Here is a 22,122-nt window from a genome sequence, read left to right on the forward strand (position 1 = left end):
CGTATCCACGGACCCTCATGCTCGACTTCTTCAATATGGTGCTCCACATCGACCAGACCCTAGGCATCTGGGTCGAACAGTATGGCGTGTGGGTGTACCTGGTGCTGTTTCTCATCGTGTTTGCCGAGACCGGGCTGGTGGTGCTGCCGTTCCTGCCCGGCGACTCGCTGCTGTTCATCGCCGGCGCGTTCGGCGCCACCGGCCACATGGACCCGGTGCTGACGGCAGCGCTGCTGATCGTGGCGGCCATCAGCGGCAATACGGTCAACTACACGATAGGGCGCTACATCGGGCCGCGCGTGTTCTCGATGAACCTGCGCTTCCTGGACCGCAATGCGCTGATGCGCACGCATGCGTTCTACGAGAAGCACGGCGGCAAGACCATCGTCATGTCGCGCTTCATTCCCGTGATCCGCACCTTCGCGCCGTTCGTGGCCGGCGTGGCGGACATGCGCCTGGCGCGCTTCCAGCTGTTCAACATCGGCGGCGCGCTGCTGTGGGTGATCAGCCTGGTGGCCGCGGGCTATTTCTTCGGCAACATTCCGCTGGTGCGCGAACACCTGAACACCATCGTGCTGATCGGATTGGGCGCGGCCATCGTGCCCGTGGTGATCGGCGCGCTGGTGCGCCTGCTGCAGGTACGGCGCGGGCAGTGAGAAGCGGGCGCCCGTCCCCGTTGGGGAGGAGCGACACCCGCGGCAAGGGTGCCTGTCCCAGCCGGGACAGGCACCCTGCTGTACGCCATCGACGCTTGACGGCCAAGGCGGTATCTGTCTCTGCCGGGGCAGGCGCCCTGGCTCAGCTCACGTCGCCTACGCGCGCCAGCGGCGGGTTGGCGGTGAAGTAGCGGTCGATGCCGGTCATCATGGCCTGCGCCAGCTTTTCCTGGTGCGCCGCGCTGCGCAGCAGGGCTTCTTCCTTCGGATTGCTGATGAAGGCCGTCTCGACCAGGATGGACGGGATATCGGGCGCCTTCAGTACCGCGAAGCCCGCCTGCTCGACCCGGTTCTTGTGCAGCCGGTTGATCTTCTTGATCTCGTCCAGGAAGGCGCTGCCGACCTTGAGCGAATCGTTGATCTGCGCCGTGGTGGACAGGTCCAGCAGCACCTTGGCCACCTGGCGGTCGTGGCTGCCGAGGTTGACGCCGCCGATCAGGTCGGCCGCGTTCTCCTTGTCGGCCAGCCAGCGCGCCTGCGTGCTGGATGCGCCGCGTTCGGACAGCGCGAACACCGACGAGCCGTTGGCCGTGGGCTTGATGAAGGCGTCGGCGTGGATGGACACGAACAGGTCGGCGCGCACGCGCCGCGCCTTCTGCACGCGCACGTGCAGCGGCACGAAGTAATCGTCGTCGCGCGTCAGATAGGCGCGCATGTACGGCTGGGCGTCGATCAGGGTCTTCAGCCGCCGCGCGATGCGCAGCACCACGTCCTTCTCGCGCAGGCCCGAGCGGCCGATGGCGCCGGGGTCCTCGCCGCCATGTCCGGGATCGAGCGCGATGGTCAGCATGCGCTTGCGGCTGGCCGAGCGGCCGGGCGCGGGAAGCGGCTTGATGGGCGGGGCGGGCAGCGCGGGCGCCGGCTCCTGGCCGCGGGCCAGCGGCGCGGCCGGCTGGTCGGGCGCGGGCTGGTTGCGCGCGATCTCGTCGAGCACGCGCGCCAGCGGGTCGTCGACATCGGGCCCGGACTGCTTGTTCAGGATCGCCATCAGCGGGTCCTGCGCCACCTTCGGGTACAGGTCCAGCACCAGGCGGTACTGGTAGTCGGCCACCGGCTTGAGGGTGAACACCTGGGGCGCCACCGACTGCTTGAGGTCGAATACCAGGCGCACCACGTTGGGCCGGTTCTGCGCCACGCGCAGGCCCTGGATGTACGGGTCGTCGTGCCGCACCTTGGACACGAGGTCGTTGAGGGCGGCATTGACCGACAGGCCTTCGATGTCGACCACCAGGCGGTGGGGGTTCTCCAGCGTGAAGTGTTCCGCCTTGAGCTCGCTGTCGAGCTCGAGCGTGACGCGCGTGTACTCATCGGCCGGCCAGGTGCGCACGGCCAGGATGGTGGCCGCATGCGCCAGGCGGGGAACGACAGGGAGGACGAGCAGGGTCGCGGCGACGCTGATCAGGCGTCGGCGGGCGGCGGCGCGGGGAGAGAGCGCGCCGTGGGCGGGGGGACAATCGCGTTCAACCATGTTTGTCCTCGGGCGGTATGGGCGGTCAGGCTGGCGTCCCGTCCCTGGTCCGCGTAAGCCAGGGAGATCAGCAGGTCCGGAGGGGGCAGCAAGCCTGCCGCGCGCTCCGGCCATTCGATCAAAACTACCGCGTCGTCACGCAGTAAATCTCGGAAACCGGCGTCCAGCCATTCGCGCGAATCGCTAAACCTATAAAAATCAAGGTGATAGAAGTATAAGTTAGAAACTTTATAGGATTCAAGCAGCGCGTAGCTGGGACTCTTGATCCGGCCCTGGATGCCGCATTCACGCAACAGTGCGCGCGTGAAGGCCGTCTTGCCGGCGCCCAGGTCGCCTTGCAGGTGGATCTGTCCCCCCGGCTGGCCGCCGCGCCGCCCGTCGACCAGCGGCGCAAGCTGGCGCGCCAGGTTTTCGGTGGCGGCTTCGTCGGGCAGGTGCAGGCAGAGGGTGGTCGGTGGGGCGGACATGGCGGGTCTCGAGTGGTAAAACGCAAGGCGTGGAGCGGATTATAGGAAGCGTGCTTTCTGCTACGCTTGCCGACAGGATTGATTCTCGTTCACCTGTTGCCGGATGCGTCCGGCAACCCGACCAATTCGCCGCAAACGGAGCTGTACCGCCATGAAAACCCGCACCGAAAAAGACACTTTCGGCCCGATCGAGGTGCCCGAGCAGCACCTGTGGGGCGCGCAGACCCAGCGCTCGCTGCATTTCTTCGCGATCTCGACCGAGAAGATGCCGGTGCCGCTGGTCGCCGCCATGGCACGCCTGAAGCGCGCCGCCGCCAAGGTCAACGCCGAGCTGGGCGAGCTGGATCCGCAGGTCGCAGACGCCATCATGCGGGCCGCCGATGAGGTGATCGCCGGCAAGTGGCCCGACGAGTTTCCGCTGTCGGTCTGGCAGACCGGCTCGGGCACGCAGAGCAACATGAACATGAACGAGGTGCTGGCCAACCGCGCCTCCGAGCTGCTGGGCGGCGAGCGCGGCGAAGGCCGCAAGGTGCACCCCAACGACCACGTGAACCGGGGCCAGTCGTCCAACGATACCTTTCCGACCGCCATGCACGTGGCCGCCGCGGTCGAGGTCGAGCACCGCGTGCTGCCCGCCCTGAAGGCGTTGCGCGGCACGCTGGCCGCCAAGAGCGCGGCGTTCTACGACATCGTCAAGATCGGTCGCACCCATTTGCAGGACGCCACCCCGTTGACGCTGGGCCAGGAGATCTCCGGCTACGTGGCGCAGCTGGACCTGGCCGAGCAGCAGATCCGCGCGACGCTGGCCGGCCTGCACCAGCTGGCCATCGGCGGCACGGCGGTGGGCACCGGCCTGAACGCGCATCCGCAGTTCAGCGCCAAGGTATCGGCCGAACTGGCCCATGACACGGGCAGCGCGTTCGTGTCGGCGCCCAACAAGTTCCAGGCGCTGGCTTCGCACGAGGCGCTGCTGTTCGCGCACGGCGCCTTGAAGACGCTGGCCGCCGGCCTGATGAAGATCGCCAACGATGTGCGCTGGCTGGCCAGCGGCCCGCGCTCGGGGCTGGGCGAAATCAGCATTCCCGAGAACGAGCCGGGCAGCTCCATCATGCCGGGCAAGGTCAACCCGACCCAGTGCGAAGCCGTCACGATGCTGGCCGCGCAGGTCATGGGCAACGACGTGGCCATCAATGTCGGCGGGGCCAGCGGCAACTTCGAGCTGAACGTCTTCAAGCCGCTGGTGATCCACAATTTCCTGCAGTCGGTGCGCCTGCTGGCCGACGGCATGGTCAGCTTCGACAAGCACTGCGCGGCCGGCATCGAGCCCAACCGCGAGCGCATCACCGAGCTGGTCGAGCGTTCGCTGATGCTGGTGACTGCGCTCAACCCGCACATCGGCTACGACAAGGCCGCGCAGATCGCCAAGAAGGCGCACAAGGAAAACCTGTCGCTGAAAGAGGCGGCGCTGGCGCTGGGGCACCTGACCGAGGCGCAGTTCGCCGAGTGGGTGGTGCCGGGCGACATGACCAACGCGCGCCGCTAGAGCGGCGCCGGGCGCGTCAGTTGGGCGCGCCCAGCCCCGCGGCCGCGGTCAGCCAGAGCGGGATGGTCGCGGCCGAGGCCAGCGTGCCCAGCGAGATCAGCACCGCGACCATGCGGCCGTCGCCGCCCATGCGCATGGCCAGCACATACGCCGCCGAGGCGGTGGGCAGGGCGGAAAACAGCACCAGCATGCGCGTCTCCAGCGCCGGCAGCCCCAGCGCCCAGGCGATGCCCAGCGCCGCCGACGGCATGGCGGCCAGCTTGACCGCCAGCATCCAGCCGATCAGCCGGCCATGGCCCTTGCCGCCTTCCCAGGCGAGGCTGGCGCCCACGCACATGATGCCCAGCGCCAGGGCCGCCGCGCCCAGCCGCGCCATCACGGTGTCGATGGGCCCGGGCAGGCTCAGCCCGGCGAGGTTGCAGGCCAGGCTCAGCAGGGTCGAGACCAGCAGCGGGTTGCGCGCCAGCTCGCGCAGCAGGCCGTTGCCGCTGTGGCGCGCCAGGCCGTACACGGCGGCGACATTGGCCATGGGCACGGCAAAGCCCACGATCAGCGCCATGATGGTCTGGCCGGGGCCGCCGGCCAGGCTGGCGGCCAGGGCCAGGCCGATATAGGTATTGAAGCGGTAGCCGCATTGCGCCGCCGAGGCCAGCGCCACCGGCGCGGGCCTGAGCACGGGGCCGGCCAGCCAGGCCAGCGCCACGCCGCAGGCCATCAGGGCCGCGGTGGCCTGCAGCAGCTGCATGGCATGGCCGGCGCTGATGGGGGTGCGCAGGATGGACTGGAACAGCAGCGCGGGGAACAGCACGAAATACACCATGCGCTCGGTGCCGGCGAAGAATTCGCGGGAGAATCCCAGTTTGTGGCGCAGGGCCCAGCCCAGGGCGACGAGCATGAAATCGGGCAAAACCAGCAGGGCAACCGACATGGAACCTGGAAGGAAAATTGACAGGAGCGGCGCTTCCGCGTCGCGGCGCAAGCTGCTATTCTCCGACATTCTGGCAGCGCCTTGGCCATAAGCAATCCTTTGAAGGCGCGCGCCAACACTCAAAAAGGCCGCCGCACACCGGTACGCCCACCGCACAGCCGGCCCGTTACGCACGGCGCCGAAATCCCTGGAGGAAACAAACTCATGAATAAAGTACGCACCCTGGTTCAGGCCATTGCCGTGGCCACCGGCCTTGTCGCCGCCGCTGGCGCGCAGGCCGCCGATGCCTATCCCAGCAAGGCCATTCGCGTGATCGTTCCGTTTGCCCCGGGCGGCTCGACCGACATCATCGCCCGCCTGGTGACGCAGCGCATGAGCCAGGAGCTGGGCCAGCCCATGGTGGTGGAAAACAAGGGCGGCGCCGGCGGCGCCATCGGCGCGTCCGAAGCCGCGCGGGCCGAGCCCGACGGCTACACGCTGTCGATCGCCACCGTGTCGACCATGGCCGTCAACCCGGCCTGCCGACCCAAGGACCTGCCGTACGACCCGATCAAGGATTTCCAGCCGGTCACCAACTTCGCCAACACGGCCAACGTCGTGGCGGTCAATCCCAAGTTTCCCGCCAAGGATTTCAAGGGCTTCCTGGAAGAGCTCAAGAAGAACCCCGGCAAGTACTCGTATGGCAGCTCGGGCACCTGCGGCGTGCTGCACCTGATGGGCGAGTCGTTCAAGATGGCCACGGGCACCGATATCGTGCACGTGCCCTACAAGGGTTCGGGCCCGGCCGTGGCCGATGCCGTGGGCGGCCAGATCGAACTGATCTTCGACAACCTGCCGTCGTCCATGCCGCAGATCCAGGCCGGCAAGCTGCGCGCCATGGCCATCGCGTGGCCGACCCGCATCGACGCCATCAAGGACGTCCCCACGTTCGCCGATGCCGGTTTCCCGGTGCTGAACCAGCCGGTGTGGTACGGCCTGCTGGCGCCCAAGGGCACGCCGATGGATGTCGTGAACAAGCTGCGCGATGCCGCCGTGGTGGCCCTGAAGGACCCGAAGGTCATCAAGGCCCTGGACGACCAGGGCTCGGCGCCGTCGGGCAACACGCCCGAAGAGTTCGCCAAGGAAATCAAGGAGCAGTACGACTGGGCGCAGGACGTGGTCAAGAAGCAGAACATCAAGCTGGACTGATGGCTGCCTGACACCGTGCACGCCGAAAGCGCCCCGCGGGGCGCTTTTTTCTTGCGCGCGTTGTTTATTCCGGTTGCGGCGCGGGCTGCGCCTGCAGCACCGAGCAGGCCTGGCGCAGGCGCTCGATGAAGTCGTGGTGCAGGGTCGAGAGCGCGTCCTGGCTGCGGGTCATGACGCTGATGGGCACGCGCAGCGCCGGCTCCAGGCGCCGCAGCGCCATGCCGGGACGCAGCATGGCGCGCGCGGTGATGGCGTCGACCACGGCGTCGCCGCAACCGGCCTCGGCCAGCGCGCAGGCCACGTAGTGGGTCTGTACCTGGATTGCCACGCGGGGGGCCAGCCCTTGCGCGTCCAGCGCCATTTGCAGCAGCGAGCCCGAGGCATCGCGGGCGTCGAGCACGATGAGGGTTTCGCCGCCGAGTTCCTGCAGGCGCGTCGTGCCGGCGCCGGGGCGGCGGCTCAGGTGCACCAGTTCGGTATGGCCCAGGCTGGTGCGCGTCAGGCCGGGGTGGTTGTTGGCGTCGAAGGTAATGGCCAGGTCGAGCTCGTGCGCCAGCAGGCCCTGCACCAGCTCGGCGCTGTGGTGGGTGTGGATGTCGAAGGTGATGCCGGGCTGGGCGTCGCGGCTGGCGCGCACCACGCCGGGCAGCAGGCCCAGGCCGAGAGCCGGCGCGCAGCCCAGCCGCAGGTGGCCGTGGGGGCGGTCGCGCAGGCTGGCGGCCAGCCTGCGCACGCTGCCGAGGTCCTGGTTCAGGCGCGCCACCTCGGGCGCCAGGATTTCGGCTTCGCGCGTGGCCACCAGGCGCCCCTTGACCCGCTCGAACAGCTTGAACCCGAGCTGGGCCTCGGCGTGCGCCAGCAGCTTGCTGGCCGCGGGCTGAGAAATATGCAGGGCCGCCGCCGCCTCGGTCAGCGACCCGGTACAGCGGATGGCCTCGAAGATCTCGATGTGGCGCAGGCGCATGGCTCAAACCCGGGATGGAAAATGCGATTCTATGCCGAGGCGGGTTCGCCGCTGCCGGACAGCCTGTTTATCATGTGCCGTTGGACCAGCCTGAGGAGGGGAGACCATGCCATTGCGGACGCTGTTGGCGGCGCTGTGCGCCGCCGCCATTTGCCAGGCGCCGGCCTGGGCGCGCGAGGCGCCGGGCGTGGCGCGCGAGGACGTCAATCCGGAGATCGCCAGCGCGCGCAGCGAGCGCGCGCAAGCGCACGCCCAGCGCTACATGATCGCCACCGCCAACCCGCTGGCCAGCGAGGCCGGCTACCGTATCCTGCGGGCCGGCGGCAGCGCCACCGACGCCATCATCGCCGCGCAACTGGTGCTGAACCTGGTCGAGCCGCAATCCTCGGGCATAGGCGGCGGCGCCTTCATGGTGCACTACGACCGCGGCGCCGGCGAGCTGCGCGTCTACGACAGCCGCGAGACCGCGCCCGCGGCTGCGCGGCCCGACCGCTTCCTGCGCGAGGGCAAGCCGCTGTCGTATGCCGAATCGGTCAACAACGGCCGCGCGGTCGGCACGCCGGGCCTGTTGCGCGGCCTGGAGCTGGCGCATCGCCAGCACGGCAAGCTGCCATGGCAGGCCCTGTTCGAGCCGGCCATCGCGATGGCCGAGCAGGGGTTCGCCGTGTCGCCGCGCCTGCACGAGTCCATCGCCGGCGACAAGGCGCTGGCGGCGCAGCCCGCGGCGGCGCGCTACTTCTACGGCCCCGACGGGCAGGCCTGGCCGGTCGGCCACCGGCTGCGGAATCCCGAGTTCGCGGCCACGCTGCGCAGCATCGCGCGCGAGGGGGCCGATGCCTTCTACCGCGGGCCGATCGCGCGCGACATCGTGGCGGCGGTGCGTGCCCATCCCACGCCGGGCGACCTGGCCGAGGCCGACTTGGCCGGCTACCGGGCCGTGGTGCGCGAGCCTGTGTGTGGCCTGTACCGGGGCTACCGCCTGTGCGGCGCGCCGCCGCCGAGCAGCGGCCCGCTGGCGGTGCTGCAGATGCTGGGCGAACTGGAACAGTACCCGCTGGCGCGCATGCGTCCCGGCAGTGTCGAGGCCGTGCATTATTTTTCCGAGGCCGGGCGGCTGGCCTTCGCCGACCGAGACTTCTACGTGGCCGATCCGGCCTTTGTCGATGTTCCGGTGCGGGCGCTGCTCGATCCCGCCTACCTGCGCCAGCGCGGCGCGCTGATCCGCCCCGACCGCAGCATGAAGACGGCCCTGCCGGGCGATCCGCAGGGGCTGCTGGCCGAACGCGCGCGCGACGACGCCATCGAGGTGCCCTCGACCAGCCACCTGGTGGCGGTGGATGCCGCGGGCAACGTGGTTTCCATGACGTCCACCATCGAGGCCGCGTTCGGCAGCAAGATCTTCGTGCGCGGTTTCCTGCTCAACAACGAGATGACGGACTTCTCGTCCTCCTACCGCGATCCGGAAGGGCGGCTGGTCGCCAACCGGGTCGAGCCGGGCAAGCGGCCGCGCAGCTCGATGGCGCCCATGATCGTGTTTCGCGCCGGCAAGCCCGTGCTGGCGCTGGGTTCGCCCGGCGGCAGCGCCATCATCAACTACGTGGCCAAGACGCTGGTCGGCGTGCTCGATTGGAAGCTGGACGTGCAGCAGGCGATCGCGCTGCCCAACCTGGGCAGCCGCAACAAGGAAACCGAGCTCGAGCGCGGCACGGCGCTGGAAGCGCTGGCCCCGGCGCTGCGGCGCATGGGCCATGAGGTGCGCATCACCGATTTTCCCAGCGGAATCCAGGGCATCGTGATCGGGCCGCACGACCTGGCCGGCGGCGCCGATCCGCGCCGCGAAGGCCTGGCGCTGGGCGACTGAGGGCGGTTCAGGCCCCGGCCGGTTCCTGCAAGGCCGGCGGCACGCTGCGCAGGCGCGCGGGGGTGCGCGACAGCTTGATGGGCGAGGCGATGCCCCGGTAGTCGCCGGCTTCCAGCAGCATGCCGCGGTGGCGGGCGTGCGGATGGTCGAGCGCCTGCGCCACGTCCAGCACGGCCGCGGCCGGCACGCCCAGCCGCAGCAGGCGCTCGGCCAGCGAGGCCGCTTCGTGCGGCCGCAGCAGTTCGGTCAGCGCGGCGCACAGGGCGTCGCGATGCGCCAGGCGCTCGGCGTTGCTGGCAAAGCGCGCGTCCTGCGCCAGTTGCGGGGCGCCCAGCGCGTCGGCCAGCGCCGCGAACTGGCGGTTGTTGCCCACCGCCAGGAAGATCGGCCCGGCGCCGGTGGGCAGGGTTTTATACGGCGCGATGTTCGGATGCGCGTTGCCGGTGCGCGTGGGCACCCGGCCGCTGTAGAAGTAGTTCGGCGCGTGCGGATGCAGCAGCGACAGCGCGCAGTCGTACAGCGTGATGTCCAGGAACTGGCCCAGGCCGCTGCGCTGGCGCTCCTGCAGGGCCAGCAGCACGGCGACGGCCGCGTTCAGGCCGGTCACCATGTCCACGACCGGCAGGCCCACCCGCGTGGCCGGGCCGTCGGCCTCGCCGTTGACGCTCATCAGCCCGCACATGGCCTGGGCGCAGGCGTCATAGCCCGGCAGGCCGCCCAGCGGGCCGTCGGCGCCGAAGCCGCTGACGCGGCAATGCACCAGGCGCGGAAAGGCCTGGCTCAGCGTGTCGTAGCCCAGCCCCCACTTCTCCAGCGTGCCGGGCTTGAAATTCTCCACCAGCACGTCGGCGTCGGCCAGCAGGCCGCGCAGCAGCTCCTGGCCGGCAGGCTGCGACAGGTCCAGCGCCATGCCACGCTTGTTGCGGTTGACGCCGATGAAGTAGGAGGCGGTCTGGCCGGAGAACGGCGGCCCCCAGCCGCGCGTCTCGTCGCCGCCGGGCGGTTCGATCTTCAGCACGTCGGCGCCGTGGTCGGCGAGGATCTGGGTGCAGTACGGGCCGCCCAGCACGCGCGACAGGTCGATGACGCGGCAGCCTTGCAGGGCGCCGGGGGGCAATGCGGCAACAGCCATGGTGGATACGCCTTTAGTCCAGGGAAATCTGCGCGGCGCGGATCAGCTCGCCCCACTTGTCGACTTCCTCGTTGATGAAGCCGGCCAGGGCCTGCGGCGTGCGCTCGGGCGCCGGCACGATGCCTTGCTTGCGCAGCGTGTCGCGCACTTCGGGCGCGTCCAGCGCGGCGATGAAGGCGGCGTTCAGTTTCTGCACGATGGCGTCGGGCGTGCCCTTGGGCGCCACGATGCCGAAGAATACGCTGACGTCGTAGCCGGCCAGCCCCTGTTCGGCAATCGTGGGCAGCTCGGGCAGGGCCTGCGAGCGCTGCGCGCTGGCCAGGCCGATGGCCTTCAGCTTGCCGGCCTGTATGTGCGGCAACGCGGTAAGGATGTCGGTGAACGACATCGAAACCTGCCCGCCCAGCAGGTCGTTCAGGGCCGGGCCGGTGCCCTTGTAGGACACGTGCAGGATGCGCGTGCCGGCCATGCGGTTGAACAGCACGCCGGCCAGGTGCGAGGAGGCGCCGTTGCCCGAGGACGCGTAGCTCAGCTTGTCGGGATTGGCCTTGGCGTAGGCGATCAGTTCCTGCACGTTGTTGGCCGGCACCGAGGGATGCACCACCAGGATGTTGGGCAGGTGGCCGATGCGCACGATGGGCGCGAAGCTGGTGCGCGGGTCGTAGTTCTGTTTCTTGTACAGGCTGATGTTGATGGCCAGCGGGCCCGAGGTGCCGAACAGCAGCGTATAGCCGTCGGGCTTGGCGTGGGCCACCAGTTCGGCGCCGATATTGCCGCCCGCGCCGCCGCGGTTTTCCACCACCACGGTCTGGTCGAGTTGCGTTTTCAGGCCTTCGGCCAGCCGGCGCGCCATGGCGTCGGTGGGGCCGCCGGGCGGGAAGGGAACGACCAGGGTGACTGGCCGGTCGGGGTAGTCGGCCAGCGCCGGCGCGGCGGCGCCGCCCAGCAAGGCCAGGCCGGCGGCCAGGACGAGGCTGCGAATCAGCTGTTGCATGGTATGTCTCCGTCGTTGTTATGTGGGAACCGCCGCTATAGCGCGGTCTGCAGCACGGCGCGGCACGCCGCGTCGTCGTCGGCGGGCAGCGCGCAAGGGTCGCGGGGAGCGAGCCGGTGGCGCAGCGCCAGGTCGGCCAGCGCGGCGCGCGAGGCCAGTCGGGGATCGCGCGCCGCTTCCCAGCGCAGCGCGGCGATGGCGACGACGTGGTACAGGGCCGAGGCCGCCTGGCGCGCCAGGTCGTCGCGTTCATGGGCGGCCGCGTGCGCGGCCAGCGCATAGGCGCCGTCGAAGGCGCGCGCCTTCGACGGCGCCAGCTCGGGCGGGCACGGCGCGCCGGCGGCCAGCAAGGCCTGCACATGGCGCTGCAGCGCCGGCAGGGCGTCGGCCTTGCGGATGGCGCGCAGTACGTCCAGCGCCACGATGTTGCTGGTGCCTTCCCAGATCGAGCCGAGATGCGCATCGCGCATCAGGCGCGGCTCGACCCATTCTTCGATATAGCCGCAGCCGCCGCGGACCTCCATCGCGTCGCCGGTCACCTGGCGCGCGTCGCGGCAGGCGCGGAACTTGATCAGCGGCGTGAGGATGCGCGGCAGCGCCGCCTCGCCCTCGCCGCGGTCGGCGGCGGCTAGCTGTGAAGATTCAATAGGTTGTATGCATGGTTCATCCGAACCGGATTTGAGAAACTGGAAATCGCCAACCCCCCAGTTCACTCAAGGAGCCCGGCCGGATGAACACCCATAAGCATGCCCGATTGACCTTCCTACGTCGACTCGAAATGGTCCAGCAATTGATCGCCCATCAAGTTTGTGTGCCTGAAGCGGCCCGCGCCTATGGGGTCACCGCGCCGACTGTGCGCAAATGGCTGGGCCGCTTCCTGGCTCAGGGCCAGGCGGGCTTGGCCGATGCGTCCTCGCGCCCGACGGTCTCGCCCCGAGCGATTGCGCCGGCCAAGGCGCTGGCTATCGTGGAGCTGCGCCGCAAGCGGCTGACCCAAGCGCGCATCGCCCAGGCGCTGGGCGTGTCAGCCAGCACCGTCAGCCGCGTCCTGGCCCGCGCCGGTCTGTCGCACCTGGCCGACCTGGAGCCGGCCGAGCCGGTGGTGCGCTACGAGCATCAGGCCCCCGGCGATCTGCTGCACATCGACATCAAGAAGCTGGGACGTATCCAGCGCCCTGGCCACCGGGTCACGGGCAACCGACGCGATACCGTTGAGGGGGCCGGCTGGGACTTCGTCTTCGTGGCCATCGATGACCACGCCCGCGTGGCCTTCACCGACATCCACCCCGACGAGCGCTTCCCCAGCGCCGTCCAGTTCCTCAAGGACGCAGTGGCCTACTACCAGCGCCTGGGCGTGACCATCCAGCGCTTGCTCACCGACAATGGCTCGGCCTTTCGCAGCCGCGCCTTCGCCGCGCTGTGCCATGAGCTGGGCATCAAGCACCGCTTTACCCGACCTTACCGCCCACAGACCAATGGCAAGGCCGAACGCTTCATCCAGTCGGCCTTGCGTGAGTGGGCTTACGCTCACACCTACCAGAACTCCCAACACCGAGCCGATGCCATGAAATCCTGGCTACACCACTACAACTGGCATCGACCCCACCAAGGCATCGGGCGCGCTGTACCCATCTCCAGACTCAACCTGGACAAATACAACCTATTGACAGTTCACACCTAGCGGCTGCTGCGTCGACGGGTTGACGACGACCTGCGTCCGGCGGCCTTCGACGCCGCGCCACTGGCCGGCGACATAGAGCTCCAGCCGAGCGGGATATCCCAGATTTTCCATGACCCAAAACCCTTGTTAGCGAGCTGCCATGGAGAGAGCTATAGTCCTATATAGAACTAGAGTCAACGCGGGATTTTACGTCGACTTTGAAACCATATATTTCCTTTTAGCCAGTTTCCGGATGAATTTCCGCCGTTTTTCGGCTACGTCCGACGAAAACTATGGTCCTCTATATATAACGGCAGGCGCGCCGGCCCGCACCGAGCAAGCGCGTGCGCGGGAATCTTCGGCAAGCAAGGGCTGGCGCGGCCGGAACGCGCACAGCGGTCCGGCCGGCACGGGACGCGGCAGGCTCAGCCGCGGAACAAGCCTTCCGTCTTCAGGAAGGCAATCACCTGGTCCAATCCATCGCCGGTCTTCAGGTTGCACATCACAAAGGGCTTGTCGCCGCGCATGCGGCGGGTATCGGTCTCCATCACCGCGAGGTCCGCGCCCACGTACGGCGCCAGGTCCGTCTTGTTGATGATGAACAGGTCGGACTTGGTGATGCCAGGCCCGCCCTTGCGCGGAATCTTCTCTCCGCTGGCGACGTCGATGATGTAAAGCGTCAGGTCCGAGAGTTCGGGGCTGAAGGTCGCGGCCAGGTTGTCGCCGCCGGACTCGACGAACACGATATCGGCATCGGGAAACTGCTCCAGCATCTGGTCGATGGCGATCAGGTTGATGGATGCGTCCTCGCGGATCGCCGTGTGCGGACAGCCGCCGGTCTCCACCCCCAGGATGCGCTCGGGCGGCAAGGCCCCCGACAGCGTCAGCAGGCGCTGGTCTTCCTTGGTGTAGATGTCGTTGGTGATCGCGATCAGGTCGAACTGCGGGTACATCGCCTTGCACACCATTTCGAGCAAGGTGGTTTTGCCGGACCCCACCGGGCCGCCCACGCCGACGCGCAGGGGTGGCAGGGCCTTGGTACGGGTGGTCAATGAAGAGATGTCATGCATGGCGTCTACACCAATCAGGCAAGGTCAGGAACGGAAAAGACGGGAGAACTGGGTTTCATGGCGCGCCGAGACCATGGCGTACTGCGGCGCGAACGTATCGAGCCGCGGCGGCGTTGCGCCGGCGCGCGCCCGGGCGTCGGCCAGCACGGCCGGCAGCCCCGCGCGCAGCCGCTCGAGCATGCGCTGGCCCGCCATCTGTCCGAGCGGCACGCCCTTGATGGCCGCGGCCACCTGGTTCTCCAGCCACGAAAATACATAGGCGCCCAGCCCGGCCTCGCGCGGCAGCGCCCACATCGCGCAGGCGCAGGCATGCACGGCGGGCAGCGTGGCCGGCCGCAGCGCCGCCACGGCCGCCCTCGTCGCCGCCGTGCCCCAGCCGAGCTCCTGGGCCAGTCTGGCCAGCGAGCGCCCCATCTGCTCGGTTTCCTGGCGCAGCTCGCGGGTCTCGCGCGAAGCGTGGAACCACTGGTTCCAGCCATGCGCCGCCGCGTCGTCGCCGGCGCGCCAGGCCTCGAACAGCAGGCACCACAGCGGCGCCTCGGCGCGCGCCATCACCGTGACGAGCTGGCTTTCTATCCACGCCAGGGTGCTGGCCTCGTCGTGCACCAATCCCAGCTCGATGGCCGCCTCCAGGCCCTACGAATAGCTGAAGCCGCCGATCGGCAGCGCCGGCGAAGACAGATGCAACAGCGCGGCCAGCTGTCCGGCGTCAAGACTCGGCGTCATGCTCGCCGTGCTTGCCGCCGTGGCCATGACCGGAATGAACGTGGCCGTGTCCGCCGGCATGGAAGTGCGCATGGGGGTGTGCCTCGTGTGCGTGGTAAGCCGCCTGCGCCAGCGCGTAGTCGTCGCCGAAACTCTCGTCGTGGCCATGGCGATGGCCGCCGCCGTAGGCGCCCACGTCCGGCTCGAACACCGCGCGCAGGCGCGTCGCGGTCACGCCGCCCAGCTGGGCCAGCATGTCGATCAGCACGGCGTCGTACTCAAACTGCAGATGCCGCTCGGCGATCTCCAGCAGCACGTGGCGGTTGCCCAGGTGATAGGCCGCCCGCGCCAGCTGCCAGGGCGTGGCGGCCGTCACGCGGGCCACGTCTTCCAGCGCGGCCCGCACCACCACGTATGTACCGTCCTCGGCAACCAGGACATCGCCGTCGCGCAAGGTCTGGCCGCGTTCGATCGCCATGCCGAGCTCGCCGCGGCCCTCGTCCAGGTCCAGGCGCTGGCGGCTGCGGCGGCGTTCGGCCAGGGTCAGCGTCACGCCGGGCGCCTGGCTCAGGTCCAGGCCGCCGGCGGCGCCGCGTTTGATGAAAGTGTTGGCGATTTTCATGATCAGAACAGGAAATAGCGTTGCGCCATGGGCAGCTCGGCAAGCGCCTCGCATCTGAGCAATTGCCCATCGGCATAGACTTGGTAGGTCTGCGGGTCGACCGAGATCGCCGGCAGCCAGTTGTTGCGCACCATGTCGTGCTTGGTCACGCCGCGGCATCCGCGCACCGCCTCCAGGCGCTTGTTCAGCCCCAGTTCGCTGACCGCCGGATTGCTCAGGCTGACCTGCGAGACGAAGGCCACCGAGGTGCGCAGCGCCTTGCCGTGGCTGCCCCACATGGGGCGGATCTGCACCGGCTGCGGCGTCGAGATCGAGGCGCCCATGTCGCCGATGCTGGCGCTGACGGCCATGCCGCTCTTGAGCACCATGTTGACCTTGACGCCGAAAAAGGCGGGCTTCCACAGCACCAGGTCGGCCAGCTTGCCCACTTCCACCGAGCCCACCAGGTGCGCGATGCCATGCGCCACGGCCGGGTTGATGGTGTACTTGGCGATGTAGCGCTTGATGCGCTCATTGTCCGAGCGCTCGCTGTCGCCTTGCAGCGGGCCGCGCTGCAGCTTCATCTTGTGCGCGGTCTGCCAGGTGCGCAGGACGATCTCGCCCACGCGCCCCATGGCCTGCGAGTCCGAGCTCATGATGGAGAACGCCCCCAGGTCGTGCAGGATGTCCTCGGCCGCGATGGTCTCGCGCCGGATCCGGCTTTCGGCGAAAGCCAGGTCCTCGGCGATGGATGGATCCAGGTGATGGCACACCATGACCATGTCCAGGTGCTCGTCGATCGTGTTGCGCGTGAACGGCATGGTCGGGTTGGTCGAGGCCGGCAGCACGTTGGGCATGCCGGCGGCCCGGATGATGTCCGGCGCGTGGCCGCCGCCGGCGCCTTCCGTATGGAAGGAATGGATGGTGCGGCCCTTGAACGCGGCGAACGTGTCCTCCACGAAGCCCGACTCGTTGAGCGTGTCGCTGTGGATCGCGACCTGGATGTCGGTTTCCTCGGCCACGTTCAGGCAGGTATCGATGGAAGCCGGCGTGCTGGCCCAGTCCTCGTGGATCTTCAGGCCCATGGCGCCGGCCCGCACCTGCTCCAGCAGCGCGCCGTGCGAGCTCGAACTGCCCTTGCCGAACAGGCCCACGTTCACCGGAAAGGCGTCCAGCGCCTGCAGCATGGCGGCCATGTGCCAGGGGCCCGAGGTGCTGGTGGTGGCCAGCGATCCGGTGGCCGGCCCGGTGCCGCCGCCTATCATGGTGGTCGTGCCGGTGGCCAGGGCCTCCTCGATCTGCTGCGGACAGATGAAGCGGATATGCGTATCGATGGCGCCGGCCGTCACGATCAGCCCCTCGCCGGCCACCACCTCGGTCGAAGCGCCGATGATGATGGTCACGCCCGGCTGGGTGTCCGGGTTGCCCGCCTTGCCGATGCCGCTGATCAGCCCGTCCTTGATGCCGATGTCGGCCTTGACGATGCCGGTCACCGCGTCGATGATCAGCGCGTTGGTGATCACCGTGTCGACGCAATCGGTGGCCAGGCGCTGGCTCTGCCCCATGCCGTCGCGGATGACCTTGCCGCCGCCGAACTTCACCTCCTCGCCGAAGATGGTGTGGTCCTTCTCGACCTCGGCCAGCAGCAGCGTGTCGGCCAGGCGCACCCGGTCGCCGACGCCGCCGACCACGGTCGGCCCGTAAATCTCGGCATATGCCGAACGCGAAATCCTGGTCATTTCAGCGCCCCCATCACCTTGCCCTGGAAACCGAAGATGCGGCGCTCGCCGCCGACCGCCACCAGCTCGACGGTGCGGCGCATGCCCGGCTCGAAACGCACCGCGTTGCCGGCCGGAATGTTCAGCCGGTAGCCGGTTGCCAGCTCGCGGTCGAAGACCAGGGCGTTGTTCGCCTCGGCGAAGTGATAGTGCGAACCCACCTGGATCGGCCGGTCGTCCTCGTTGACCACGGCGATCGTCAAGGTCGGCCGGCCCACGTTGAGCTCGATCTGGCCCGGTTCGGTCAGTATTTCTCCCGGAATCATGATGACACCTCCCTGGTCAGACCCGAGCGCCGACGAACAGCAGCGCGCCGTAACCGGCGATGCCCACGCCCAGCGCCCGCGACAGCCACAGGTTCCAGTGCTTGAGGCGAAACCCCGCGAACAGGCCGGCCAGGTGCAGCCCCAGGGTGGCGAGCATGAAACCCGCCACGAAGCCCAGCGCGCCTTCGCTGCCGGGCAGCTCCATCCCGTGGGCCAGGCCGTGGAACAGGGCGAATCCCCCCACCAGCGCGAAACCCGCCCAGCCCTGCACGGCCTTGCGGCTGGCCACCAGCAGGCCCAGCACCAGCAGCGAGACCATGATGACCGGCTCGACGGCAGGCAGGCGCACGCCGGCCATGCCCATCATCGCGCCGGCGAACAGCAGCGCGAGAAACATGACCGGCAGCCACACCGCCTGGCGCGCCGTATGGTGCGTCAGCGCGCTCCACATGCCGACCGCCAGCATCGCCAGCAGGTGGTCGAACCCGGTCAGCGGATGCCAGAAGCCCGCCGCGAACATGCTGCCCGGCAGCTCGTGGCCGAGATGGCCCGGATGCGCCAGGGCGGCGCCCGAGAACAGCATCAGGGCGGCCGCACCCGAGCCCAGCATCGCGCGCTTAGACATTGCTTTCATGCGAATCTCCCAATTCATGAATGACGAAAATCCCGACCCGGTGCTCAGACAACCGGGTTGTGGACGGTAATCAGCTTGGTGCCATCGGGAAACGTGACTTCCACCTGGATGTTGGAAATCATCTCCGGCACCCCTTCCATGATCTCATCGCGCCCCAGGATCCGCGTGCCTTCGCTCATGAGCTCGGCGACCGTCTTGCCGTCGCGCGCGCCTTCCATCAACGCGGCCGTGATCAGCGCCACCGTCTCCGGATAGTTCAGCTTCAGGCCGCGCGCGCGCCGGCGCTCGGCCAGCAGGGCCGCGGTGAAAATGAGCAGCTTGTCTTTTTCCCGTGGAGTCAGTTCCATGGCGGTTCTTCCTTTGTGTATGCATACCAGGGGCGGTTCATGCCCGGCCGGCGCGCGAGCGAGCGCCGCATGGCTGGTCCGCGGCCCCTCGCGCGGCGTATCAGGTGGCCCAGAGCCGGGGCACGACGGCGGGCGTATCGAGCACGCGCGGGCGCAAATAGGCCCAGGCATCGGTCATCACGGCCCTGACATCCTCCATGTGCACGCCCAGGCAGCGCACCAGGCACAGCGACTGCGTCGCGTCGTACGGCATCGTGGTGGCCGCGCCGCGCAGCGTGTCGCTCCAGGGCATCAGGCCGGCCAGCTCCTCGTTCTGCTCCGCGTCCAGGCGGGGGCCGAAGGACCACAGCGCGGCATGGACCGGAAAGCCCGCCAGGCCCGAGACCTGGCGCCGGACGTCGTCCTGCGCGCCGACCAGCCCCTGGTCCACCCACAGCAGCCGGCCGTCCACGTACAGCTCGGTGGCGGTATGCAGGCGGCCCTGGCTCCAATGGCCGGACTGGTTCACCCGCCCGAGCTGGATCAGGTCCCAGCCGATGGCGGCCGCGCCCGACTCAAGCTGGATCCGATTGCGCGCCAGGGCATCGGCCTCTTCGAAGAAAATGCTCTCGAGGGGCAGCCAATCGAGCCGGCCTCCCGCTGCCACGCGCAAATGCACGTCCTGCGAGGCCTGGCGGCCGTTCGACTTGTACCAGCGCGTGGCGCCGGGCGTGGTAAGCGCCGCGCGGGCGCCGCCGGCCACGTCGACGCGGATCTCGAGCGCGTCCCCGCCCGCGATGCCCGAAGGGGGATGAAGAATGGCGACGTGGCAGACTTGCGGCCCTTCCGGATACAGCGCCCGCTGCACCAGCATGGGCCCGTAGTGCGCGCGCTCGCGCAGCACGGTGCGGCCCGCGTGGCCGGGCGCGAAGCCCAGCGTCAAGCCCGCGCGCCACTGATCCAGGGTCTCAGACATGGCAGCCGTCCGCGCCAGCCGCGCCCGCAGGCTGTGCCGCCGCGGGCTCGGTCATTAATGCAGAAAACAGGCAAGAACTCATCCAAGGCAAAACCTGAAAAAACAACGGCCCCATAACCTTTGAATATATTCCCGCAAGCATGCAAAATGACGTAACCGTTGCATGGTATCACAATACCCAGGGCATTCATTCCATCACCCGCAGGCCTACCAAGGCCGGCAAAAACTCATTGTTTTCAGTCGGATAGGCGAATCTGCGCAATATATGCCGCCTACTTCCTGCAATGGCGCGCAATACGCCATTATTTGCAATATCGATTATTCGAAATTCCTGCTCCGCCGCTGTTTCTTTATTACCATCCGAATAATAAATCGTGGCCGACGCAACCGCGTGCCGCCCGCCCTGGGTCATGCCACCCTGGGGGATCCGCCGATTGCACCATATGCGCCGAACATGCACGCGATGCGGTCGCACACCACCGCGGCAGACTGCCTCGGGCGTCTCCGGATGACGGCAAGACGTTTGACCTTCCCACAATGGCAAGCCTCAGGCTTCCCTTCCATTGAAAAGGGAAACTGCCATGAACATCGGTGAGGCATCCAAGGCGTCCAAGGTCTCGGCCAAGATGATCCGCTGCTGCGAGCAGATCGGCCTGATCGCCGCGGCGCAACGCACCGCGTCGGACCACCGCGCCTATGGCCATGCCGACATGCACCAGCTGCATTTCATCCGCCGCACCCGCGACCTCGGCTGCTCGGTGGCCGAGAGCGGCGATTTATTGAATCCGTGGAACCCCCAGTCGCGCCAGAGCGCCGACGTCAAGCGCCTGGCCAAGCGCACGCTGTCCTATTGAACACCTGGAACCCGATATGCCAAGGATCACCGTTCTTCCGCACGCCGACCTGGCGCCCGACGGCGCCGTGCTGGAGGTGCCGTCCGGCACCTCGATTTCCGAGGCCTTGCTCGCCCATGGCATCGAGATTGAGCACGCATGCGACATGAGCTGCGCGTGCACGACCTGCCACTGCATCGTGCGCGAGGGCTTCGACTCCCTCGATGAGGCCAGGGAGTGCGAGGACGACCTTGCTGGACCGCGCCTGGGGGCTGGAGGCGCATTCGCGCCTGAGCTGCCAGGCTATCGTGGCTGGCGAGGACCTGACCATCGAAATCCCCAAGTACACGGTCAACCACGCCAAGGAGACACGCTAGGGCGTGGCGCGATGTGACGGCTCGATGCAATAGCGCCCGCCTTCGCTGACGCGTTCTTCAGCTACGGCTGGCCGTCGAACTCCTCGACGTCGCCCAACGAGGACAACCAGGAAAACCGGCGCCTGGCCCAGATCTGCCGCAATGGCCTGCCCAACGCATGGCGCTGCTCGAGCGCGCCGACGCGCAGCGAATAGCTTTGCGGATTCTCCGCCGCGCAGGAATAGATCGGGCCGCCGCAATTGCCGCAAAACGCATGCATGCGCCTGGCGCCGCTTGCGGCAATTTTCAAATACTCTTTGGGCGTTCCCTGCAGAAGCACGAACGTATCCGCCGGCGCGGAAATGTTTGCACGAAAGACAGAGCCCGACTGCATCTGGCAATCGGCACAATGGCAAACCGTAATGGTGCCCGGCTCGACCTCGGCTTCATACGCAATCGCGCCACAGTGGCATCGACCTTCGACTTTCATTTGCTCCTCCGTTGGTAAAAGGCGATGCAGGCATCGGCGTCTTCAGCGGGGCGGCTGCCGCAACGGCGCCATGCGCTCGCGGCCTTCGGGGCGTCCAGATGAGAAAAGCCCGCAAAACCTGAAGTTTATGCGGGCTTTCCGGGGCGCTACCGGCTTCGGTAGAACAAATTTCTGGCGGACAGAGGGGGATTCGAACCCCCGATACGCTTATCACGTATACACGCTTTCCAGGCGTGCGCCTTCAACCACTCGGCCACCTGTCCTGATCTGGATTCGCGACTTGCCCGCGCGGCAAGGCACGCGGGAAAAGCGAATTTGCGATTCTAGCAGGATTCGGGCGGGCTTGTCCCGGCTCGTGTGGCCGCGCCGCTACGCGCGGCCGGCGCCCTTGCGCGGTCGCCCGCCCACGGCTTCGTCGGGCGCTTGCATGGCCGTCAGGACGTAGTTGATCTGGTACTCCTCGCGGTACAGGGTCTCGCCCCACAGCAGCGGCGTGTCGGCCGCGTCCAGGAAGGTATGCGTGCGCACCATGACCGGCCGGCCCTTCTCCAGCTGCAGGTGCCTGGCCACCGCCGCCGGCACCAGCGCGACGCGCACCGCATTGAGAAAGCGCGTGATCGGCATGCCGACCTCCTCGTCCAGCAGCGACTGGACCGAGCGCCGCGCCAGCATCTCGGCGGTCAGCCGCGCGCCCACCAGCGCGGGCAGGTAGCGCAGCTCGAAGGCGATCGGCTTGCCCGAAAGCAGGCACAGGCGCTGCAGCCGGTAGACCGGCTCGCCGCGCCCAAGCCGCAGCGTATCGCGCACGTGGTCTTCGACCACGGCCTTGCCGTAGCCGATCACCTCATAGGTGAGATCGCGCGCGAAGGCATCCTGCTCGAAATAGGCCACCCGGTGCGTGTCCACCGTGGACGACAGCTTGGGCTGCGCGACGAAGCTGCCCACGCCGCGCTTGCGCTCGACCAGGCCTTCGAACACCAGTTGCTGGATCGCGTGCACCACCGTCGCGCGCGTGGTGGCGTAGCGCTTGGCGAGCTCGGTTTCCGACGGCAGCAGGTCGCCCGGCGCGTACGCGGCGTTGCTGATCGCGTCGCGAATGGCGTTGCGGATCTTGAGATAGACAGGCACGGCGGGTCGGCGCCCGGCGCTTGACGCATGTTGCATAG

Annotated in this window: 23 protein-coding genes, 1 tRNA gene and 3 pseudogenes; 7 read left to right on the top strand and 20 right to left on the bottom strand. The window is 68.1% G+C overall.

The annotated features are described in order from the left end of the window. The first annotated feature begins 17 nt into the window (after positions 1-17). Positions 18-656, top strand: a complete 639-nt coding sequence (locus BN118_RS02965; protein ID WP_003814332.1) for a VTT domain-containing protein — start codon at positions 18-20, stop codon at positions 654-656. 142 nt (positions 657-798) lie between these two features. Here BN118_RS02965 and BN118_RS02970 read toward each other — a convergent pair whose 3' ends face one another. Together BN118_RS02970 and BN118_RS02975 are read right to left on the bottom strand one after the other, a co-directional pair. Beyond that, on the bottom strand, positions 799-2,184 hold the full coding sequence (locus tag BN118_RS02970) for an N-acetylmuramoyl-L-alanine amidase (protein WP_019247543.1): 1,386 nt from the start codon (positions 2,182-2,184) through the stop codon (positions 799-801). Beyond that, positions 2,115-2,651 (bottom strand): bifunctional alanine racemase/tRNA (adenosine(37)-N6)-threonylcarbamoyltransferase complex ATPase subunit type 1 TsaE, encoded by a 537-nt coding sequence (locus BN118_RS02975; RefSeq protein ID WP_010929706.1) that lies wholly within the window; start codon positions 2,649-2,651, stop codon positions 2,115-2,117. Before BN118_RS02975 ends, BN118_RS02970 begins: the two co-directional genes overlap by 70 nt. Before the next feature lie 151 nt (positions 2,652-2,802). Here BN118_RS02975 and fumC point away from each other — a divergent pair, with 151 nt between their 5' ends. Next, positions 2,803-4,194, top strand: a complete 1,392-nt coding sequence (gene fumC, locus BN118_RS02980; RefSeq protein WP_010929707.1) for a class II fumarate hydratase — start codon at positions 2,803-2,805, stop codon at positions 4,192-4,194. Positions 4,195-4,210: 16 nt separating this feature from the next. On the opposite strand, the gene BN118_RS02985 is transcribed toward fumC, so the two are convergent. Then, positions 4,211-5,191 carry an AEC family transporter gene (locus BN118_RS02985; protein ID WP_010929708.1) on the bottom strand — a complete coding sequence of 327 codons (981 nt, stop codon included), beginning with the start codon at positions 5,189-5,191 and terminating at the stop codon, positions 4,211-4,213. Positions 5,192-5,326: 135 nt separating this feature from the next. On the opposite strand from BN118_RS02985, the gene BN118_RS02990 reads away from it, so the two are divergent. Next, positions 5,327-6,310, top strand: a complete 984-nt coding sequence (locus BN118_RS02990; RefSeq protein ID WP_003814324.1) for a tripartite tricarboxylate transporter substrate binding protein BugE — start codon at positions 5,327-5,329, stop codon at positions 6,308-6,310. 64 nt (positions 6,311-6,374) lie between these two features. Here BN118_RS02990 and BN118_RS02995 read toward each other — a convergent pair whose 3' ends face one another. Further along, entirely contained in the window at positions 6,375-7,274 is a 900-nt protein-coding gene (locus BN118_RS02995) for a LysR family transcriptional regulator (RefSeq protein WP_014905503.1), read from the bottom strand. Positions 7,275-7,380: 106 nt separating this feature from the next. On the opposite strand from BN118_RS02995, the gene ggt reads away from it, so the two are divergent. Next, the gene (gene ggt, locus BN118_RS03000) at positions 7,381-9,135 is read left to right on the top strand and encodes a gamma-glutamyltransferase (RefSeq protein ID WP_014905504.1); all 1,755 of its coding nucleotides are present in this window, start codon (positions 7,381-7,383) and stop codon (positions 9,133-9,135) included. A gap of 7 nt (positions 9,136-9,142) precedes the next feature. On the opposite strand, the gene BN118_RS03005 is transcribed toward ggt, so the two are convergent. The 3 genes and pseudogenes from BN118_RS03005 to BN118_RS03015 all read right to left on the bottom strand — a co-directional run. After that, a complete protein-coding gene (locus BN118_RS03005) occupies positions 9,143-10,267 on the bottom strand; it encodes a CaiB/BaiF CoA transferase family protein (RefSeq protein WP_010929710.1) in 1,125 nt (374 codons plus the stop codon). 13 nt (positions 10,268-10,280) lie between these two features. Continuing rightward, positions 10,281-11,261 carry a Bug family tripartite tricarboxylate transporter substrate binding protein gene (locus BN118_RS03010; protein ID WP_010929711.1) on the bottom strand — a complete coding sequence of 327 codons (981 nt, stop codon included), beginning with the start codon at positions 11,259-11,261 and terminating at the stop codon, positions 10,281-10,283. A gap of 35 nt (positions 11,262-11,296) precedes the next feature. Then, a pseudogene (locus BN118_RS03015) lies at positions 11,297-11,893 on the bottom strand (acyl-CoA dehydrogenase family protein); the annotation flags it as partial. 98 nt (positions 11,894-11,991) lie between these two features. Between BN118_RS03015 and BN118_RS03020 the strand changes: the two are divergent. Further along, positions 11,992-12,942 (top strand): IS481-like element IS481 family transposase, encoded by a 951-nt coding sequence (locus BN118_RS03020; protein WP_010929956.1) that lies wholly within the window; start codon positions 11,992-11,994, stop codon positions 12,940-12,942. Here BN118_RS03020 and BN118_RS21010 read toward each other — a convergent pair. The 10 genes and pseudogenes from BN118_RS21010 to BN118_RS19810 form a co-directional block, all read right to left on the bottom strand. Further along, positions 12,922-13,053: a hypothetical protein gene (locus BN118_RS21010; protein ID WP_023853312.1), complete on the bottom strand. Its 132-nt coding sequence runs from the start codon at positions 13,051-13,053 to the stop codon at positions 12,922-12,924. The two genes, BN118_RS03020 and BN118_RS21010, sit on opposite strands and share 21 nt — an antisense overlap. Before the next feature lie 293 nt (positions 13,054-13,346). Then, positions 13,347-13,991, bottom strand: coding sequence for an urease accessory protein UreG (ureG, locus tag BN118_RS03025; RefSeq protein ID WP_014905505.1), 645 nt, complete (start codon positions 13,989-13,991; stop codon positions 13,347-13,349). A gap of 24 nt (positions 13,992-14,015) precedes the next feature. Further along, positions 14,016-14,717: pseudogene (locus tag BN118_RS03030) on the bottom strand (urease accessory protein UreF). Further along, complete coding sequence (ureE, locus tag BN118_RS03035; RefSeq protein WP_014905506.1) at positions 14,701-15,318, bottom strand: urease accessory protein UreE; 618 nt, start codon at positions 15,316-15,318, stop codon at positions 14,701-14,703. Before ureE ends, BN118_RS03030 begins: the two are co-directional and overlap by 17 nt. 2 nt (positions 15,319-15,320) lie before the next feature. Continuing rightward, the gene (ureC, locus tag BN118_RS03040; RefSeq protein ID WP_014905507.1) at positions 15,321-17,036 is read right to left on the bottom strand and encodes an urease subunit alpha; all 1,716 of its coding nucleotides are present in this window, start codon (positions 17,034-17,036) and stop codon (positions 15,321-15,323) included. Then, positions 17,033-17,341 carry an urease subunit beta gene (locus BN118_RS03045; protein WP_010931338.1) on the bottom strand — a complete coding sequence of 103 codons (309 nt, stop codon included), beginning with the start codon at positions 17,339-17,341 and terminating at the stop codon, positions 17,033-17,035. The genes ureC and BN118_RS03045 overlap by 4 nt, the downstream gene beginning before the upstream one ends. Before the next feature lie 16 nt (positions 17,342-17,357). Beyond that, positions 17,358-17,975: a HupE/UreJ family protein gene (locus BN118_RS03050; RefSeq protein ID WP_003814828.1), complete on the bottom strand. Its 618-nt coding sequence runs from the start codon at positions 17,973-17,975 to the stop codon at positions 17,358-17,360. A 44-nt stretch (positions 17,976-18,019) separates the two neighbouring features. Continuing rightward, positions 18,020-18,322 (bottom strand): urease subunit gamma, encoded by a 303-nt coding sequence (locus BN118_RS03055; RefSeq protein WP_010931340.1) that lies wholly within the window; start codon positions 18,320-18,322, stop codon positions 18,020-18,022. Between the two features lie 100 nt (positions 18,323-18,422). After that, positions 18,423-19,277 carry an urease accessory protein UreD gene (locus tag BN118_RS03060; RefSeq protein ID WP_003814832.1) on the bottom strand — a complete coding sequence of 285 codons (855 nt, stop codon included), beginning with the start codon at positions 19,275-19,277 and terminating at the stop codon, positions 18,423-18,425. 187 nt (positions 19,278-19,464) lie between these two features. Then, on the bottom strand, positions 19,465-19,689 hold the full coding sequence (locus BN118_RS19810; RefSeq protein ID WP_124740609.1) for a hypothetical protein: 225 nt from the start codon (positions 19,687-19,689) through the stop codon (positions 19,465-19,467). Positions 19,690-19,858: 169 nt separating this feature from the next. Here BN118_RS19810 and BN118_RS03065 point away from each other — a divergent pair, with 169 nt between their 5' ends. Continuing rightward, positions 19,859-20,131 (top strand): MerR family DNA-binding transcriptional regulator, encoded by a 273-nt coding sequence (locus BN118_RS03065; RefSeq protein ID WP_010929281.1) that lies wholly within the window; start codon positions 19,859-19,861, stop codon positions 20,129-20,131. Between the two features lie 16 nt (positions 20,132-20,147). Next, a pseudogene (fdx, locus tag BN118_RS03070) lies at positions 20,148-20,487 on the top strand (ISC system 2Fe-2S type ferredoxin). Between the two features lie 61 nt (positions 20,488-20,548). On the opposite strand, the gene BN118_RS03075 reads toward fdx, so the two are convergent. The 3 genes from BN118_RS03075 to BN118_RS03085 all read right to left on the bottom strand — a co-directional run bounded on the left by BN118_RS03075 (position 20,549) and on the right by BN118_RS03085 (position 22,120). Then, entirely contained in the window at positions 20,549-20,956 is a 408-nt protein-coding gene (locus BN118_RS03075) for a GFA family protein (protein ID WP_010929282.1), read from the bottom strand. 172 nt (positions 20,957-21,128) lie between these two features. Further along, positions 21,129-21,219, bottom strand: a tRNA-Ser gene (locus BN118_RS03080). 106 nt (positions 21,220-21,325) lie between these two features. Continuing rightward, positions 21,326-22,120, bottom strand: a complete 795-nt coding sequence (locus BN118_RS03085; RefSeq protein WP_010931341.1) for a GntR family transcriptional regulator — start codon at positions 22,118-22,120, stop codon at positions 21,326-21,328. Positions 22,121-22,122 lie beyond the last annotated feature (2 nt).

It is taken from the genome of Bordetella pertussis 18323, from assembly GCF_000306945.1.
Classification (GTDB): domain Bacteria; phylum Pseudomonadota; class Gammaproteobacteria; order Burkholderiales; family Burkholderiaceae_B; genus Bordetella; species Bordetella pertussis.

Bases quoted from the DNA above. Each gene is read 5' to 3' on its own strand.
- ggt (WP_014905504.1), top strand. From the start codon at position 7,381: ATGCCATTGCGGACGCTGTTGGCGGCGCTGTGCGCCGCCGCCATTTGC.
- BN118_RS03045 (WP_010931338.1), bottom strand. From the start codon at position 17,341: ATGATTCCGGGAGAAATACTGACCGAACCGGGCCAGATCGAGCTCAAC.
- BN118_RS02995 (WP_014905503.1), bottom strand. From the start codon at position 7,274: ATGCGCCTGCGCCACATCGAGATCTTCGAGGCCATCCGCTGTACCGGG.
- BN118_RS02990 (WP_003814324.1), top strand. From the start codon at position 5,327: ATGAATAAAGTACGCACCCTGGTTCAGGCCATTGCCGTGGCCACCGGC.
- BN118_RS03010 (WP_010929711.1), bottom strand. From the start codon at position 11,261: ATGCAACAGCTGATTCGCAGCCTCGTCCTGGCCGCCGGCCTGGCCTTG.
- BN118_RS03075 (WP_010929282.1), bottom strand. From the start codon at position 20,956: ATGAAAGTCGAAGGTCGATGCCACTGTGGCGCGATTGCGTATGAAGCC.
- BN118_RS02965 (WP_003814332.1), top strand. From the start codon at position 18: ATGCTCGACTTCTTCAATATGGTGCTCCACATCGACCAGACCCTAGGC.
- ureC (WP_014905507.1), bottom strand. From the start codon at position 17,036: ATGACCAGGATTTCGCGTTCGGCATATGCCGAGATTTACGGGCCGACC.
- BN118_RS03005 (WP_010929710.1), bottom strand. From the start codon at position 10,267: ATGGCTGTTGCCGCATTGCCCCCCGGCGCCCTGCAAGGCTGCCGCGTC.
- BN118_RS02975 (WP_010929706.1), bottom strand. From the start codon at position 2,651: ATGTCCGCCCCACCGACCACCCTCTGCCTGCACCTGCCCGACGAAGCC.
- BN118_RS02985 (WP_010929708.1), bottom strand. From the start codon at position 5,191: ATGTCGGAGAATAGCAGCTTGCGCCGCGACGCGGAAGCGCCGCTCCTG.
- BN118_RS02970 (WP_019247543.1), bottom strand. From the start codon at position 2,184: ATGGTTGAACGCGATTGTCCCCCCGCCCACGGCGCGCTCTCTCCCCGC.
- ureE (WP_014905506.1), bottom strand. From the start codon at position 15,318: ATGAAAATCGCCAACACTTTCATCAAACGCGGCGCCGCCGGCGGCCTG.
- fumC (WP_010929707.1), top strand. From the start codon at position 2,803: ATGAAAACCCGCACCGAAAAAGACACTTTCGGCCCGATCGAGGTGCCC.
- BN118_RS03065 (WP_010929281.1), top strand. From the start codon at position 19,859: ATGAACATCGGTGAGGCATCCAAGGCGTCCAAGGTCTCGGCCAAGATG.
- BN118_RS03085 (WP_010931341.1), bottom strand. From the start codon at position 22,120: ATGCAACATGCGTCAAGCGCCGGGCGCCGACCCGCCGTGCCTGTCTAT.
- BN118_RS03060 (WP_003814832.1), bottom strand. From the start codon at position 19,277: ATGTCTGAGACCCTGGATCAGTGGCGCGCGGGCTTGACGCTGGGCTTC.
- BN118_RS03055 (WP_010931340.1), bottom strand. From the start codon at position 18,322: ATGGAACTGACTCCACGGGAAAAAGACAAGCTGCTCATTTTCACCGCG.
- ureG (WP_014905505.1), bottom strand. From the start codon at position 13,991: ATGCATGACATCTCTTCATTGACCACCCGTACCAAGGCCCTGCCACCC.
- BN118_RS21010 (WP_023853312.1), bottom strand. From the start codon at position 13,053: ATGGAAAATCTGGGATATCCCGCTCGGCTGGAGCTCTATGTCGCCGGC.
- BN118_RS19810 (WP_124740609.1), bottom strand. From the start codon at position 19,689: ATGACCCAGGGCGGGCGGCACGCGGTTGCGTCGGCCACGATTTATTAT.
- BN118_RS03050 (WP_003814828.1), bottom strand. From the start codon at position 17,975: ATGAAAGCAATGTCTAAGCGCGCGATGCTGGGCTCGGGTGCGGCCGCC.
- BN118_RS03020 (WP_010929956.1), top strand. From the start codon at position 11,992: ATGAACACCCATAAGCATGCCCGATTGACCTTCCTACGTCGACTCGAA.